This is a genomic window from Trichloromonas sp. (genome assembly GCF_034006665.1).
In the GTDB taxonomy this organism is placed as follows: Bacteria; Desulfobacterota; Desulfuromonadia; order Desulfuromonadales; family Trichloromonadaceae; genus Trichloromonas.
This window is the reverse complement of record NZ_JAVESI010000005.1, coordinates 24,458-39,044: the sequence shown is the minus strand read 5'-3', so window position 1 is coordinate 39,044 and position 14,587 is coordinate 24,458. Positions and strand designations below refer to the sequence as shown.

Sequence of the window (14,587 nt, the reverse complement as noted above, 5' to 3'; positions counted from 1 at the left end):
GGTGTCAAGACAAAGCCGGAAGAACGGAGCCGGGCGCGGGGGAGAAACGCGGCGTCAGGCAAGCGCTTTCAAACGGCGGATTTCCTCGGGAGTCAGCCGCCGATACTGACCGGGGCGCAGATTTCCCAGATCCAGAAAGGCCAGGCGAATGCGCTGCAGACGGCTCACCGGATGGCCGACCGCCTCGAACATCCGCCGCACCTGGCGATTGCGCCCCTCGCGGATGCTGATCTCGACCCAACCGTGGGAGCCCCGCGCGGGAAGGATCCGCACCCGGGCCGGGGCGGTCGGTCCGTCTTCGAGGTTGACGCCACTTTCCAGGCGGCGCGTTTCTTCGCCGGTAAGATGTCCGCGAATGCGCGCCAGATAGGTCTTTTCCACCTTGTGCCGGGGATGCATCAGGCGCTGGGCAAGTTCGCCGTCGTTGGTCAGGAGCAACAACCCGCTGGTGGTAAGATCGAGGCGGCCGACGGGATAGAGCCGCTCCCGAAACTCCTTGACCAGATCGACCACCACCGGGCGCCCTTGGGGATCGCGGACGCTGGTGACGTAGCCCGTCGGCTTGTGCAGCAGCAGACAGATCGTCTCTCCCCCCCCCGCCAAGGAACGACCATCAACCTCGATGCGGTCCACGGCCGGATCGGCACTCTCACCGAGGCTGGCCGGGCGGCCGTTGACGCTGACCCGGCCGGCGGCAATCCAGGTTTCGGCCTGGCGACGGGAGGCCAGGCCGGCATTGGCGATAAGTTTTTGCAGACGTTCTCTCATATGGACTCGTTCGTCGCGATGCCGGCTTCAACAACGGACAGATCGAGACTGAGCTGATCGAATTCCTTGAGGGTCGGCAGTCCGGAAAGATCGTTCAATCCGAAGAGTTCGAGGAAGTCCCGGGAGGTGCCGTAGATCATCGGTCGGCCGGGGATATCCTTCTTCCCGAGAATGCGTACCAGATGCTTGTCGAGGAGGGTTTTCAATACCCCTCCGGAATCGACGCCGCGCAGATATTCAATATCGGCTCGGGTCACCGGCTGGCGGTAGGCGATAATTGCCAGGGTTTCCAGGGCCGCCCGGGAAAAACGGAAAGGTTTGGCGCGGCTCAGACGCCGCACCCATTCAGCGTAGCGGGCGCGGGTCCGGAACTGGTAGCCGCCGGCCACCCGCCGCAATTCGAAGCCGCGGTCGTTTTCTTCGTATTCCCGGCAGAGTTCGAGCAGCACCGCACCGACCCGGGCCTTTTCCAGATCGAGAGCCTCGGCGATCTGCTCGGCTTTCAGCGGCGTTTCGGAGACAAAGACGAGGGCTTCGACAATCGCTTTGAGATCATCCATAACCCAACGTCTCCTCATCCAGTTCAAAATCACCGGAATGGTCGGCAACCGCCGGGTAAAGCCAGATGGTGCCGTAGCGCGTTTCCTGAAGCAGCCGCGCCAGGCGCAGCTTGACCAGTTCGAGCATGGCCAAAAAAGAGACGACCACTTCGTGGCGGCTGGGCGCTTCGCCGAAAAGTTCGCTGAAAGGGAGTCGCTCTCGATCGGCCAGCCGGGTGAGGATCTGGTTGATCCGTTCGCTCACCGAGAGTTGCTCGAAGGTCACCTCGTGGTAGCTTGCCTGGGGACGCCGACGCAACAGGGCGCGCATCGCCTCGACCAGATCGTAAAGACCTACGGCGACAAATTCGTCCTCCTCCTGCTCCCCCAACTCCGGTGACGGAAAGGTCCGGGCGAAGAGTTCGCGGCCAAGCAGCTCCCGTTCATCCAACTCCCGCGCCGCCGCCTGATACTTCTGATATTCGAGGAGACGGCGCACCAGTTCCGCGCGGGGGTCTTCCTCATCCTCCTCGACCTGCTCCTCTTCCGGCTTGGGGAGCAGCAGCCGCGATTTGATATGGAGCAGGGTCGCGGCCATGAGCAGGAACTCGCCGGCGACATCCAGATTGAGGCTCTGCATGGTGTCGATGGTCGCGAGATACTGGGAAGTTATTTCGGCAATGGGAATGTTGTAGATGTCCATCTCGTTCTTGCGAATGAGATGCAGAAGCAGATCGAGGGGTCCCTCGAAATTATCGATCTTGATGTCGTAGGACATGCGGATCGCGACTCTTAGTGACCGAAAAGGAATTCGATGACCCGCGCTACCACCAGGGTATCGTTCCCAGCCATAACGGCGACGATGAAATGGATGACCGGTTGCAGAACCAGCGACCAGACCGGCGTGGCAAAGATGACCAGCAGCAAGATAACGAAACCGAAAGACTCGAAACGGGCGAGGAAATCCCCCTGTTTCTCCGGCAACAGGCCGATCAGCACCCGCCCGCCGTCCAGGGGCGGAATCGGCAGAAGATTGAAGACCGTCAGGATGACATTGATGTAAAGACTGAAAGCCGCCATCAACGAAAGAGGATGGAAAACCCGGGCCAGGTTCCCGTCGGGAAAGAGATGGCCGAGGAAGCCTAGAAACTTGAGCAAAAGCACCGAAAGAACCGCCAGCCCCAGATTGGTCAAAGGACCGGCCAAGGCCACCCAGATCATATCTTTTTTGGGATGCGCCAGATTGTTGAAGTTGACCGGCACCGGCCGCGCCCAGCCGAAGCCAACGAAAAGCAGGGCCACCGTGCCGATGGGATCGAGGTGCTTGAAGGGATTCAAGGTCAGACGCCCAAGCAGTCGGGCGGTAGGATCGCCGAGTTTATCGGCGAGAAAGCCGTGCGCCACCTCATGGGCCGTGATGGCCAGCAGCGCCGGCACCAGCATAATGGAGATTTTCGCGAGGAGATGTTCCATTTTCGCTCGTTGGCGCCGGAATCGCGCCATAGGCAAAAAAACGTTGGAATTCCAGAAAACTGCAGGCCTTTGTAACAGAAGCCCGGAAGGAAGTCAACGCGCGCCGGGACCTCCGAAACGGTGTCGAACCAGGGCAATTTCATCCTCGAGGCTGTGGATCCGACCATCGAGACGAGCGGCAAGAAGGGTCGTGAGAATCTTTTTGTACTGTGGCCCGGGGGAGAAACCCAGCTCTTTCAGAGCGTGGCCGTCGAGCTGAACGGTCGTATGACGCAGATGGGTAATGAAATGGGCGACCCACTGTCGTCCTCGCTCGTCGCCCAACCGCGCCAAAATGTAGAGCAGAACTTCGTCGGCGAAACCGTTCAGCAGCCGGTGCATTTCACTGGGGCGAGGTTCCTCGCCCTGCCCGAGCCGGCGCGCCAGCCGGCGGATGACGCGATGAGCCTCACCGCGCTGGAAGCGCAGCCGTTCGCGAAAACGCACGGGGACGTCGAGCCGCCGGACGACGCCGGGAACGGCGCGATAGTCGAGATCGGAGATCAGGCAGAGAAAATAGACCTCCCAGCGCTGCAGAGGCTTGCCGGGATGCTGAAATTCGTACCAGAGCACCGCCTGGCTCGCTGCTTCGAAAAGCCGGCGTTTGCGTTCCCCCAAGGTCAGGGCGGGATGGATGCAGGGGAGCAGGCCCAGTTCCGCCAGACGGAAGACTGCCGGCAGGGGATTCGCCTCCCTGAAGATGATAGTGAGCTCGTTGAAGAGCCGGACACCGCTGACCCGGGACATAAAACCCATCTGGATGGCGCTTTTGAGCAGCTTTTCGGTGTGGGCGCCGAGATGGAAGCCGAGGCGCTGTTCAAAACGGATCGCGCGAAAGACCCGGGTCGGATCCTCGACAAAACTCAGGTTGTGCAATACGCGCAGCACCTTGTCCCGCAGATCGCGCTGGCCGCCGAAAAAATCGAGCAGTTCGCCGTGGCGTTTGCCGTTCAGGGCGATGGCCAGGGTGTTGATGGTGAAATCCCGGCGATAGAGATCAAGCTTGATGGAGGAATGCTCCACTGTGGGCAGGGCACCCGGTTCCAAATAATATTCCATGCGCGCCGAGGCGATATCGACCTTGCTGCCGTCGGGGAAAATTAGTATCGCAGTACCGAACTTGTGATGACTGCGCACCCGGCAGGGATGGCGACGGGCGAACTCCTCGGCAAAGGCGATGCCGTCCCCTTCCACCACCAGATCGACATCAAGGTTCTCCTGGCGCAGCAAAAGATCGCGGACAAAGCCACCGACTGCGTAAACCGGCATCTCCAGGGCTTCACCGACGGCACCGCAATCCTTGAGAATTTTCTGCAGATCGGGGGAGAGAAGCTCACGAAAGAGGCGCTCGACCTGACGCGCCTTGAGGCCTCCGCGATGGGTCGCCGGCTCGGGCTCCTGCTGCACCAGCGGCATCGAGCGCACACCGGAGACGAGATGGCGCAAGAGATCGGTGCGGGTGATGGCGCCGACCATGAGCCCCTCTTCCAGCACCGGGACGAAGCGCTGATTCTCACCGACAATAAGCTCTTTGAGGTGTTCCACCGGGGTCTCGGGAGTGACGGTGCGAAACTCACCGGTCATGTATTCCCGCACCGAAACCGCTCCCAGATGGTGATGGGCGGCCTTTTCCGCGACCTGCCGGGTGATGATGCCGACCACCGTACCGTCGTCGGCAACCACCGGCAGAGCGCTGAAGCCGTAACGGGTAAGAATGCGCCGGACCTCACCGATATCGGCACTTGCGGAAATGGATTTGACCGGGGCGGACATGAGATGACGGGCCAGCCAGCGGGGATTGACGTGGCGCTTGAGCACCACCGGCAGGCGTTCCAGCAACTGGATCAAGGTCAAATCACGAACCGTCGCGGAAGCGGCGAAGGCATGGCCGCCCCCACCGAACTCGGCGAGGATCTCCCCCATGGGCACTTCCGGCAAGCGGGAACGACCAACGACGAAGATCCTTTCCTCCATGCGCACGGCGACGATCAGGGCATCGAAGTTTTCCATATCCCTGAGCTTGTGGGCAAGCACCGCAAGGTCGCCGACATAGTGGTCGACCGAAGCATGGGCCAGGGTCACGTCGATACCGCTGATATTGAGAACGGTGCTGGTGTTGATCAGTTCGTTGAGCAGCGAAACCTGCTCACTGGTGAGATCCTGCTGAAGAAAATCGGCGACCAGGTTGAGATTGGCGCCGTGTTCCCGCAGATAGGCGGCGGCCTGAAAATCCCGAACGGTGGTTGAAGCAAAGAGCAGACTGCCGGTGTCTTCGTACAGACCGAGCATCATCAGCGTCGCCTCTTCCGGCGTCGGTACGATCCCCCGCGCCATGAAGAGATGGGTCAGCACCGTAACCGTCGCTCCCACCGGCTCAACATGTTCGAGGGACCCACGCAGATCCCCTTCCCCATTCGGATGATGATCGTAGATATGCAGTTCGACCCCCGGGCGCCGGGCAACGGCGGCGAAGGGACCAATGCGCTCGGCCTGGCGCACGTCGACCAGAATCAGGCGGTTGACGCTATCGAGGTCGATGTCGCGGATACGTTTGAAGCTGTGGGCGTAAAAGGCGCTTTTCAGGAAGAAATCCCGCAGGCTGCGCTCCTGGGCGCCGGCAAAGACCATCTCCGCCTCGGGATAAAGCCGTTTGGCGGCGACCATGGCGCCCAGGCAGTCGAAATCGGAATTGACGTGGGTGGTGATGACGTCCATAAAACCTGTGCGGGTTGCAGGGGAAAGGGCGGAGAGTGTCTCCCCGCCCTCCTTGCTTCAGAGTTGCAGGGAGCCGATCAATTCGCCGATGTCGCCGATCCCCTCCTCGATGCAGAACTGCTCGATCCCTTCGATGATGGTCAGCATAGCCGCCGGATCGATGAAATTGGCGGTGCCGACTTGCACGGCACTCGCACCGACGATGAGAAACTCCAAGGCATCGGCGGGACGGACGATGCCGCCGACGCCGATGACGGGAATCTTCACCGCTTGTACCACCTGATGGACCATGCGCACGGCAATGGGGCGGATGGCGGGACCGGAAAGACCGCCGGTCTTGTTGGCCAGACGCGCCTTGCGGGTCTTGACGTCGACGGCCATGCCGGTGATGGTGTTGATGCAGCAGAGGGCGTCGGCCCCCGCCTCTTCCACCGCCCGGGCGATCACCGTAATGTCGGTGACGTTCGGGGTGAGCTTGACGATCAGCGGCTTCTGCGACCGGGAGCGGACCAGGCTCACCACCTCGGCGGCAGCCTTCGGGTCGGTGCCGAAGACGATCCCCCCCTGCTTGACGTTGGGACAGGAGATGTTCAGCTCCAGCCCCGCCACTTCCGGCAGGTCGGCGAGCCGGGCCGCGACCTCGCCGTATTCATCGAGGGTGTTGCCGAAGAAGTTGACGATGACCGGGGTATTGACCTCGCGCAGAAAGGGGAGCTTAAACTTGATGAAGTCATCGATTCCCACATTCTGTAAGCCGATGGCGTTGAGCATGCCACTGATCGTCTCGGCGATGCGCGGCGTCGGGTTGCCGGCCTTGGGACGCAGGGAGAGACCCTTGGTGACGATCGCGCCGATCCGCTCCAGGTCGAGATAAGGGGCGTACTCTTCGCCGTAGCCGAAAGTGCCGGAGGCGGGCATGACCGGATTCTTCAGATGGATGCCGGCAATGTTCACGGCCAAACTCGGCCGTTTTACGGTGGTTTTATCGTTCATGGCAGAATCCGTCATGATTTGCACCCCTCGCAAGTCCCCTCTTCAGCAGCTAGTTTGCTCCAGTCCAGCCGCTCGGCGCGAAAGACCGGCCCCTCCTTGCAGGTGCAGAGGTATTGGGGGTTCTGTTCACTGTGCCCGGCCCCCTTGACCACGCAGCCAAGACAGGCGCCGACGCCGCAGGCCATGAGGGCTTCCAGGGAAACCTGCAGGGGAACGTTCTCGGCGGCGCAAAGATGCTGTACCGCTTCGAGCATCGGCATGGGGCCGCAGGCAAAGACCTCGGCCTGGGGATATTTTTGCAGCTTGCGCTCGAGCACCCTGGTCACGAAGCCCTCCTCCCCGAGACTGCCGTCCTCGGTAGCGATGTGGGTATTGACGCCGAGGCGCTCGAATTCGGTCACCATGATGATGTCGTCACGACGCTTTCCGCCGATCAGCAGCCGTACCCGGCTGCTTTTGACCAGTTCCTGGGCGAGCATGTACAGCGGTACCAAACCAATGCCGCCACCAACCAGAATCTTTTCACTGCCGGCGGCACCAAGGTCAAAGCCCCGCCCGAGGGGGCCAAGGACCTCGACGCGATCGCCTTCGTGCAGGCCGCTCATGATGGTGGTGCCACGACCGACCACCTTGTAGAGAATTTCCAGATATTCCTTCGGCGGCTGCCCTTCGCAATCGGCGGGCAGAAAACCGGTGCGGAAGATACCGAAGGGACGTCGCAGCAAAGGCGGAAGCGACGTCTGCACCCGGAACATGACGAACTGCCCCGGCTTGCCGATCTTGCTGAAGCCCGGCGCAAGAATCCGCATCCGGTAATAGCCGGAGGAAATCTCCTGATTGGAGAGGACGATGGTCTTGTAATTTTTCATGTGCTGAGGCATCTCTCCTTCGAAAAAACGTAAACAATCATGCAATCGTCGTGGAGTGTTTCAAACTGGGATGTCTGGGATGTCCGCGATCTCCAATTCCATCAGGAGCGCGTCCTCGCCGTCGGGATAATAGCCTTTGCGCCGCCCCGCCTCGCGAAAACCGAAGGCGCGATAGAGCGCAATCGCTCCGATATTACCGACACGCACTTCGAGGAAAACCCGCTCTAGGCCGGTTTCCCGGCATTCGTCGATGATTCCCCGCAAAAGTTTTATCGCCAGTCCTTGTCGGCGGAAAGGAGGCCGGGTGGCAATGTTGTGAATGTGCAGTTCGCCGACAAGATACCAGGCGCAAAGATAAGCGGCCGGTTGTCCGTCGAGATGGAGCAAACGCAAGCGCGAAACCGGATTGGCCAGTTCCCGGCGGAAGATCTCCGCCGACCAAGGGTGGCTGTAGCACTCCCCCTCGGCCCGGACGATCTCGTCCAGATCCTTTTCTTCCATGGGACGAATGCGATAGTCCACGTGTGTTCCCTGTCCCTCTCCAGCCCTGTTCTGATCACGCAAACAGCTTTATATCATAATCCGGCCGGCTTCTAACTGTAAACACTTATTCTCTTCCAAGGCCCTTTTCACGGGACTTTGCGATTGACAAAGCTGCGCGAAATGTTTTAAAAAATAGCGACTTTTTAATAGATGAGGAGCCCTACCATTGAGCACGCGGAAGAGTTCGACCTACAAAGATGCCGGGGTGGATATCGATGCCGGCAATCGCTTCGTACAGATGATCAAACCCCTGGTCAAGGCCACCACCCGGCCGGAGGTTCTGACCGATATCGGCGGCTTCGGCGGTCTCTTTTCGCTGAACGCCGACAAATATCAGAAGCCGACCCTGGTCGCTTCCACCGACGGCGTCGGGACCAAACTCAAACTGGCTTTCATGACCGACAAACATGACACGGTCGGTATCGACCTGGTCGCCATGTGCGTCAACGACATCATCGTCCAAGGGGCCGAACCCCTCTTCTTCCTCGACTACCTGGCCACGGGCAAGCTCTCCCCCGAAAAAGCCGTGGAAATCGTCAAAGGTATCTCCGAAGGCTGCCTGCAGGCGGGCTGCGCCCTGATCGGCGGCGAAACGGCCGAAATGCCCGGCATGTACGGTGACGGTGAATACGATCTGGCCGGCTTCACCGTTGGCGTGGTCGACAACGCCCGGATCATCGACGGGTCGAGCATCACCGTCGGCGACAAGGTCGTCGGTATCGCTTCCACGGGACTCCATTCCAACGGTTTCTCCCTGGCGCGCAAGGTCTTCTTCGAGCGCATGGGCCTGACCGTCGACAGCCTCGTACCCGAACTGAAGCAGCCCCTGGGACTGGAACTGCTCACCCCGACCCGCATCTACGTCAAAACCATTCTCAACCTGCTGCGCGATTTCCAGATCAAAGGGATGGCCCACATCACCGGCGGCGGTCTCACCGAAAACCTGCCCCGCGTCCTGCCCCGCCAGTGCCAGGCAATCGTCGAAAAGAACAGCTGGCCGAAACCGGCGATCTTCGAGTTGCTGCGCGAAGGCGGTGAGATCGAGGAAGGGGAGATGTACCGCACCTTCAACTACGGCATCGGCATGGCCCTGGTGGTGCCCGCCGCGGAGGCCGACGATATCATGGTCCGCCTCTCCGGGCTCAAGGAACAGGCCTTTCTCATCGGCGAAATCGCCAAATGCGGCGCCGAGGACGAAGGCGTCGCCCTGATCTGACCTTTTCCGAAGGATTTTCTGTGATCAAGAGACTGCGCATCGGCGCCCTCGCCTCCGGCGGGGGGACCAATCTCCAGGCGATCATCGACCACTGCCAAAGCGGCAAACTCGACGCTGAAATCGTTCTCGTCCTCAGCAACAATCCCGATGCCGGCGCCCTGGATCGAGCCCGCCGAGCCGGGATCACCTGCCGCTGCATCGACCATCGCCGGTTCGCCGGCCGCGAAGCCTTCGACGCCGCCTTGGTTCAGTCTCTGCGGGAAGCCGAGGTCGAACTCGTGGTGCTGGCGGGGTTCATGCGCATCATCACCCCGGTCTTCGTCGATGCCTTTCCCCACCGTATCATGAATATCCACCCCGCTCTCCTTCCCGCTTTTCCTGGCCTGCATGTCCAGCGCAAGGCCCTGGAATACGGCGTGCGATTTGCCGGCTGTACCGTTCATTTCGTCGATAACGGCACCGACACCGGCCCAATCATCATCCAGGCGGTGGTGCCGGTGCATGATGACGACACCGAAGAGACCCTTTCGGCACGCATTCTCGAACAGGAACATCAAATCTATCCCCGAGCCATCCAGCTCTTCGCCGAAAGACGGCTGCACGTGGAGGGCCGCCGCGTTCTGGTGGATCGCTCGGGGCCTCCAACAGGCAGCCTGATCAACCCGTGAGCGATCCGATTCCCCCTTTCTTCCCCACCGAGGAAAAGCCCCTCCTTTCACCGGACGCGCAACACCCACCGCGACCGATCTTGGTCAGCGCCTGCCTGCTCGGTCTTGCCACCCGCTATGACGGTCAAAGCAAGACCAACGCCCGGGTTCTTGATTATCTGCGCACCCGAAACCTGTTGCCGATTCCGGTTTGCCCCGAGCAGCTGGGTGGACTTGCCACCCCCCGTCCTCCGGCCAAATTTCATTTGGGGGACGGTGAAAGCCTCTGGGAGGGACAAGGAGAACTGGTCAATCAGGAGGGGAAATCGGTCAACGCCCCCTTTATGCGCGGAGCCGAGGAAACCCTACGCATTGCCCGGCTGACCGGCTGTTACGAAGCCATTCTCAAGGAACGCAGCCCTTCCTGCGGCGTACATCGCATCCATCGGCGGGAGGAACGAACCGCCGGTTCCGGTGTCGCCGCCGCCCTCCTCCGACGGGCGGGAATCGTCCTCATCAGCGACGAAGACCTCTAGCGTCCCGCCCAAAGGCATCAGGAACCCTCTAGTGCATCAGCATCATTACGACATCATCCTGCTCGGCGAAAGTCTTGCTTCCCGTATCGCCGGGGTACTGCTCGCCAAAGCCGGGCAACGGGTACTCACCTTCCAGGGAAAACATCCGGCCGATTTTGGCTGGGTCTTCGCCGACAGCCATCTCGTTCGTCTGCTTGAGCAGCTCGGCTACCGGCAACCACTGGAGAAAACGCCGCGTCTGCATATCCTCAACGGGCAGACGCGTATCGAGTTGCATGGCCGCTACCCTCTGGAGGAGGAAATCCGCCGCGAACTCCCCAGGGATGCGGAAGCTTTGCTGCTGATCTTCAACCATCTGGATCGCCTGGGCGAAAATCTCGAATCTCAGTTGCTGGATCAGGCAGGCGCGCCCCTCGGCAGTCTGATGGACCGACTGAGGTGCAGGGCCTGGAATTGGCTTTCCGAAACGGGCCAACGCGCCTTGAGTAAACCGCTTTGCGACCTGTTTGCTCCCCTTGCCGAGGCATCGCGCACCTGGGTCCATACCCTCTTTTCCGGGCTGACCCTCGCCCCTGTCACGAAACTGACCCTGGCCGAAGGGGCTCTCCTCTGGCATGGCCTGACCCGGCCTCAGGCCATGGAAAGAAGTCGGCTTGGCGATCTTCTGGCCCGGCGCTACCAACAATTTCACGGATTCAGCGAGCCCTTAGCGAAAATCGCGGAAATCACCGACGGCCGGCGTCTGCAACTCCATGACGGCCGTGAGTGTTCCGCAGGTACCCTGATCATCGGCCAGGCCGAAGCGCTCCCCCCGAAAATCGCCGCCGCCCTCCCCCCCTTCCGGCGGCCGTCCGCGCCAGAACGCTGGGACAGCGGTCCCTTGAACCCCGCACCGTCTACCGTGTTGGCGCCCCGTATCATCCATGGCGAGAATCCGGCCCTGCGCAGCACTCTCCTTGACCACGCCGGGGAGCTGCATTGCTTCTGCGAAACCCCGGAGAATGCCCCTCGGGAGGCAGTGGCTGGGGAACTGCGCGCCCTGTTCCCCTTCTCCGCCCTCGCTCCCCGCTTGCTGGAAGCACCGGCCGACCAAGATGACATCAGGCCGCGCCGAAGTTTCGCCGCCTTTCCCGGCGTCGCGCAAAACCCCTGGCTGAGGCCCGACTTGGTGCTCTGCCAGGGAACCTGCATCTTCCCACACCTGGGGGAGACCGGGGAAGTTTTGACCGGGTACGCTCTCGCCGGCCGACTCGCCCGACGCGGCAAAAAATAAGCCGCGGTCTTTCGGGAAAAAATGGTTGCAATACCTCGGCTTCCGTGGTATCTACTCACGTTCAAAAATTCCAGGAGGATATTGAAGATGGCGAGAATCTGTGAAATCTGTGGGAAGAAACCGTCGACTGGCAACAATGTCAGCCATGCTCATAACAAAACTCGGAAGGTCTGGTACCCCAACCTGCAGAAGGTCAAGGCCCTGCACCAGGGCACGGTCCGCACGATCAAGGTCTGCACCCGCTGCATCCGCTCCGGCGCGGTGGTCAAAGCTCTCTGAAAAAAAAGGGAACCCGCCGGGTTCCCTTTTTGGTTTCCTCATACCGGACAACCTGTAGGGTTGTCCGGTATTTTTTTATGCTCCGCGATAGGCTACCCACTCGATTTCGATCGCCGCCCCTTTCGGCAAGGCCGCGACCTGGATCGTGGAGCGCGCCGGGTAGATGCCGGAAAAGCGCGCTCCGTAGAGTTCGTTCACCAAGGCGAAATCGCCAAGATCCGCAAGAAAGATGGTGGTCTTCACCACCTTGCCGAAATCGAGACCCGCCGCCGCCAAGACCTCTTCCATATTGGCCAACACCTGCCGGGTCTGGGCCTCAATCCCCCCGGAAACCATCTCGCCGGTTTTCGGGTCGAGAGGGATCTGCCCGGAGAAGAAGAGGTAATCCCCTGCCTGCACCCCCTGAGAGTAGGGTCCGATGGCTGCCGGAGCGGCCGTGGTCGCTATCTTTTCGATACTCATGTTTGCTCTCTCCTCTGTTTGCTGGATACCGCGTGCCGTCAGTGGCGCATCCGCTCCACCCGATACACCCCCTTGACCTTAAGAATCGCCTGGATTACCCGGTTGAGATGGTCGAGATCCTGCACATCGATCTCGAAGATGTTGACCCCCTGGCCGTCGGGGGTCGATTGAACATTAGCGCTGGTAATGTTCGCTTCGCAGTTGGTAATCGCTCCGGTAATGCCGGTGAGCATCCCTTTCTGATTGACGCAGTGCACCCGGATACGTACCGGCCGGGTCGCTTTTTTCTTGAGATCCCATTCGATCTCCACCCGCCGCTCGGGATCGAGTTCCTGGACGTGAGGACAATCGAGAGCATGGACGGTGACGCCCCGTCCGCGGGTAATGAATCCGATCACCGGGTCACCCGGCAACGGACTGCAGCACTTGGCGAAGCGCACCAGGATATCCTCAACGCCGTCGATGCGAATGGCGCTGGACGGTTTCTTTTGGGAACGATCCGCGCTCTTTTCCGGTTTCGGGCGCTCGGCCTTGAGTTTTTCCTGGGGGACGACCCGGCCGATGACCTGCCCCAAGGGAACCTTGCCGTATCCAACAGAAGCGATCAGGTCTTCCACCTGCCGGAAACCGAGATCCTCGGCGGCGTGCAGCAGATCGTCGGAAGCCAGCATACGCTTGAAACTGGTGTCGTACTTGCGCAGTTCCTTTTCGAGCAGCCCCTTCCCCAGCTCGATACTCTTTTCCCGCATTTCCTGCTGAATCCAGCTGCGGATCTTGTTGCGCGCCTTGGAGGTCCGTACAAAAGCGAGCCAGTCCTTGCTCGGCGTCTGGTTGGGGGAGGTCAACACCTCGACCATGTCGCCGTTCTTCAGGACCGTCTTCAGCGGAACCATTTTGCCGTTAATTTTAGCGCCGACACAACGACTGCCGACATCGGTATGGATGCTGTAAGCGAAATCGACCGGGGTTGAGCCCTTGGGCAGCTCCTTGACGTCGCCATTGGGGGTGAAGACGTAGACCTCCTCGGGGAAGAGATCGATTTTCACCGAATCCATGAACTCCCGGGAATCCTTGACCTCCTGCTGCCATTCCAGAAGCTGGCGCAGCCAGCGGAAACGGTTGTCGTCGCGATTGGCCAGGGCTCCGGTGCGCCCTTCCTTGTATTTCCAATGGGCGGCAATCCCCTCTTCGGCGATCCGATGCATCTCCTCGGTGCGGATCTGCACCTCCATGCGATCCCCGTGGGGACCAACCACGGTGGTGTGCAAGGACTGGTACATATTCGCCTTGGGCATGGCGATGTAGTCCTTGAAACGACCGGGGATCGGCTTCCACACCGAATGGATGATACCGAGGACGGCGTAACACTCGCGGATGGTCTCGACGATCACCCGAAAAGCGATGAGGTCGTAGATCTGGTCGAGATCCCCCCCCTGCCGCAACAGCTTCTTGTGGATGGAGTAGAGGTGCTTGGCTCGCCCCGAGACATTTCCCGGGATACCGTGTTCGACGAGCTTGTCCCGAATCAGCCCTTGCACCTCCTCGATGTAGCCCTCCCGCGCCTTCTCCTTTTCACTCACCTGCCCGCGCAAGTCCGCATAGGCTTCCGGTTCGAGGAAGGAGAAAGCGAGATCCTCCAGTTCCCCCTTGAGCCAGCTGATCCCGAGACGGTTGGCCAAAGGAGCATAGATATCGAGGGTTTCCTGGGCGATCTTCTGGCGGCGGGCTTCCGGCTGGAAGCCGAGGGTACGCATGTTGTGGAGGCGATCGGCGAGTTTGATGAGGATGACGCGGATGTCCCGGGCCATGGCCAGGAGCATCTTACGGAAGCTTTCGGCCTGGCGCTCCTCGCGGGTGCGGAAGGTCATCTTGCTGAGCTTGGTGACCCCGTCGGCAAGATCAGCGATTTCGTTGCCGAAGAGGTTCCGCAGCTCATCGTTGCTGGTGAGAGTATCCTCAAGGGTGTCGTGCAGCAAGCCGGTGACGACGGTCGGCACATCCATCTTGAGCTGGGCAAGGATGTAAGCCACTTCCATGGGATGGGTCAGATAGGGCTCACCGGAAAGACGGGTCTGCCCCTGATGGACTTTGGCGCTGTAGACATAGGCCTTGCGCACCGCGTCCAGGTCGGCGCCGGGGTTGTAAGAGAGGATTTGTTCGAGGATATCGTCCAGTCGAATCATAGGGAGCAAATGACTTCCGCCCCGAAACGGGGCGAAACAAGACGAAAAAAGG

Annotated in this window: 15 protein-coding genes; 5 read left to right on the top strand and 10 right to left on the bottom strand. The window is 60.5% G+C overall.

The window, feature by feature from the left end:
- Positions 1-54 precede the first annotated feature (54 nt).
- The 8 genes from RBR25_RS03650 to rimI form a co-directional block, all read right to left on the bottom strand.
- Entirely contained in the window at positions 55-768 is a 714-nt protein-coding gene (locus RBR25_RS03650; RefSeq protein ID WP_432818173.1) for a pseudouridine synthase, read from the bottom strand.
- Positions 765-1,328 (bottom strand): SMC-Scp complex subunit ScpB, encoded by a 564-nt coding sequence (gene scpB / locus RBR25_RS03645; RefSeq protein ID WP_432818172.1) that lies wholly within the window; start codon positions 1,326-1,328, stop codon positions 765-767. Before scpB ends, RBR25_RS03650 begins: the two co-directional genes overlap by 4 nt.
- Positions 1,321-2,085 (bottom strand): segregation and condensation protein A, encoded by a 765-nt coding sequence (locus tag RBR25_RS03640; RefSeq protein ID WP_432818171.1) that lies wholly within the window; start codon positions 2,083-2,085, stop codon positions 1,321-1,323. The genes scpB and RBR25_RS03640 overlap by 8 nt, the downstream gene beginning before the upstream one ends.
- Positions 2,086-2,099: 14 nt before the next feature.
- Entirely contained in the window at positions 2,100-2,780 is a 681-nt protein-coding gene (locus tag RBR25_RS03635) for a site-2 protease family protein (RefSeq protein ID WP_432818170.1), read from the bottom strand.
- A 93-nt stretch (positions 2,781-2,873) separates the two neighbouring features.
- On the bottom strand, positions 2,874-5,534 hold the full coding sequence (locus tag RBR25_RS03630; RefSeq protein ID WP_432818169.1) for a CBS domain-containing protein: 2,661 nt from the start codon (positions 5,532-5,534) through the stop codon (positions 2,874-2,876).
- A gap of 57 nt (positions 5,535-5,591) precedes the next feature.
- Positions 5,592-6,527 carry a dihydroorotate dehydrogenase gene (locus tag RBR25_RS03625; RefSeq protein WP_432818168.1) on the bottom strand — a complete coding sequence of 312 codons (936 nt, stop codon included), beginning with the start codon at positions 6,525-6,527 and terminating at the stop codon, positions 5,592-5,594.
- An 11-nt stretch (positions 6,528-6,538) separates the two neighbouring features.
- Positions 6,539-7,396 (bottom strand): dihydroorotate dehydrogenase electron transfer subunit, encoded by an 858-nt coding sequence (locus RBR25_RS03620; protein ID WP_432818167.1) that lies wholly within the window; start codon positions 7,394-7,396, stop codon positions 6,539-6,541.
- A 60-nt stretch (positions 7,397-7,456) separates the two neighbouring features.
- Positions 7,457-7,918: a ribosomal protein S18-alanine N-acetyltransferase gene (gene rimI, locus RBR25_RS03615; RefSeq protein ID WP_432818166.1), complete on the bottom strand. Its 462-nt coding sequence runs from the start codon at positions 7,916-7,918 to the stop codon at positions 7,457-7,459.
- 187 nt (positions 7,919-8,105) lie between these two features.
- Between rimI and purM the strand changes: the two genes are divergently transcribed.
- From purM to rpmB, 5 genes are all read left to right on the top strand, one after another.
- On the top strand, positions 8,106-9,155 hold the full coding sequence (gene purM, locus RBR25_RS03610) for a phosphoribosylformylglycinamidine cyclo-ligase (protein ID WP_432818165.1): 1,050 nt from the start codon (positions 8,106-8,108) through the stop codon (positions 9,153-9,155).
- Positions 9,156-9,175: 20 nt separating this feature from the next.
- Positions 9,176-9,823, top strand: coding sequence for a phosphoribosylglycinamide formyltransferase (gene purN, locus RBR25_RS03605; protein WP_432818164.1), 648 nt, complete (start codon positions 9,176-9,178; stop codon positions 9,821-9,823).
- A complete protein-coding gene (locus RBR25_RS03600; RefSeq protein ID WP_432818163.1) occupies positions 9,820-10,338 on the top strand; it encodes a DUF523 domain-containing protein in 519 nt (172 codons plus the stop codon). Before purN ends, RBR25_RS03600 begins: the two co-directional genes overlap by 4 nt.
- A 31-nt stretch (positions 10,339-10,369) precedes the next feature.
- Positions 10,370-11,611: a hypothetical protein gene (locus tag RBR25_RS03595; protein ID WP_432818162.1), complete on the top strand. Its 1,242-nt coding sequence runs from the start codon at positions 10,370-10,372 to the stop codon at positions 11,609-11,611.
- 87 nt (positions 11,612-11,698) lie between these two features.
- Entirely contained in the window at positions 11,699-11,890 is a 192-nt protein-coding gene (gene rpmB, locus RBR25_RS03590; RefSeq protein WP_432818161.1) for a 50S ribosomal protein L28, read from the top strand.
- 75 nt (positions 11,891-11,965) lie between these two features.
- On the opposite strand, the gene RBR25_RS03585 is transcribed toward rpmB, so the two are convergent.
- Positions 11,966-12,352 carry a RidA family protein gene (locus tag RBR25_RS03585; protein ID WP_432818160.1) on the bottom strand — a complete coding sequence of 129 codons (387 nt, stop codon included), beginning with the start codon at positions 12,350-12,352 and terminating at the stop codon, positions 11,966-11,968.
- 38 nt (positions 12,353-12,390) lie between these two features.
- On the bottom strand, positions 12,391-14,535 hold the full coding sequence (locus RBR25_RS03580) for a RelA/SpoT family protein (RefSeq protein ID WP_432818159.1): 2,145 nt from the start codon (positions 14,533-14,535) through the stop codon (positions 12,391-12,393).
- Positions 14,536-14,587 lie beyond the last annotated feature (52 nt).

Coding starts and splice junctions, on each gene's coding strand:
- RBR25_RS03650 (WP_432818173.1), bottom strand. CDS start 768: ATGAGAGAACGTCTGCAAAAACTTATCGCCAATGCCGGCCTGGCCTCC.
- scpB (WP_432818172.1), bottom strand. CDS start 1,328: ATGGATGATCTCAAAGCGATTGTCGAAGCCCTCGTCTTTGTCTCCGAA.
- RBR25_RS03640 (WP_432818171.1), bottom strand. CDS start 2,085: ATGTCCTACGACATCAAGATCGATAATTTCGAGGGACCCCTCGATCTG.
- RBR25_RS03635 (WP_432818170.1), bottom strand. CDS start 2,780: ATGGAACATCTCCTCGCGAAAATCTCCATTATGCTGGTGCCGGCGCTG.
- RBR25_RS03630 (WP_432818169.1), bottom strand. CDS start 5,534: ATGGACGTCATCACCACCCACGTCAATTCCGATTTCGACTGCCTGGGC.
- RBR25_RS03625 (WP_432818168.1), bottom strand. CDS start 6,527: ATGAACGATAAAACCACCGTAAAACGGCCGAGTTTGGCCGTGAACATT.
- RBR25_RS03620 (WP_432818167.1), bottom strand. CDS start 7,396: ATGAAAAATTACAAGACCATCGTCCTCTCCAATCAGGAGATTTCCTCC.
- rpmB (WP_432818161.1), top strand. CDS start 11,699: ATGGCGAGAATCTGTGAAATCTGTGGGAAGAAACCGTCGACTGGCAAC.
- RBR25_RS03585 (WP_432818160.1), bottom strand. CDS start 12,352: ATGAGTATCGAAAAGATAGCGACCACGGCCGCTCCGGCAGCCATCGGA.
- RBR25_RS03580 (WP_432818159.1), bottom strand. CDS start 14,535: ATGATTCGACTGGACGATATCCTCGAACAAATCCTCTCTTACAACCCC.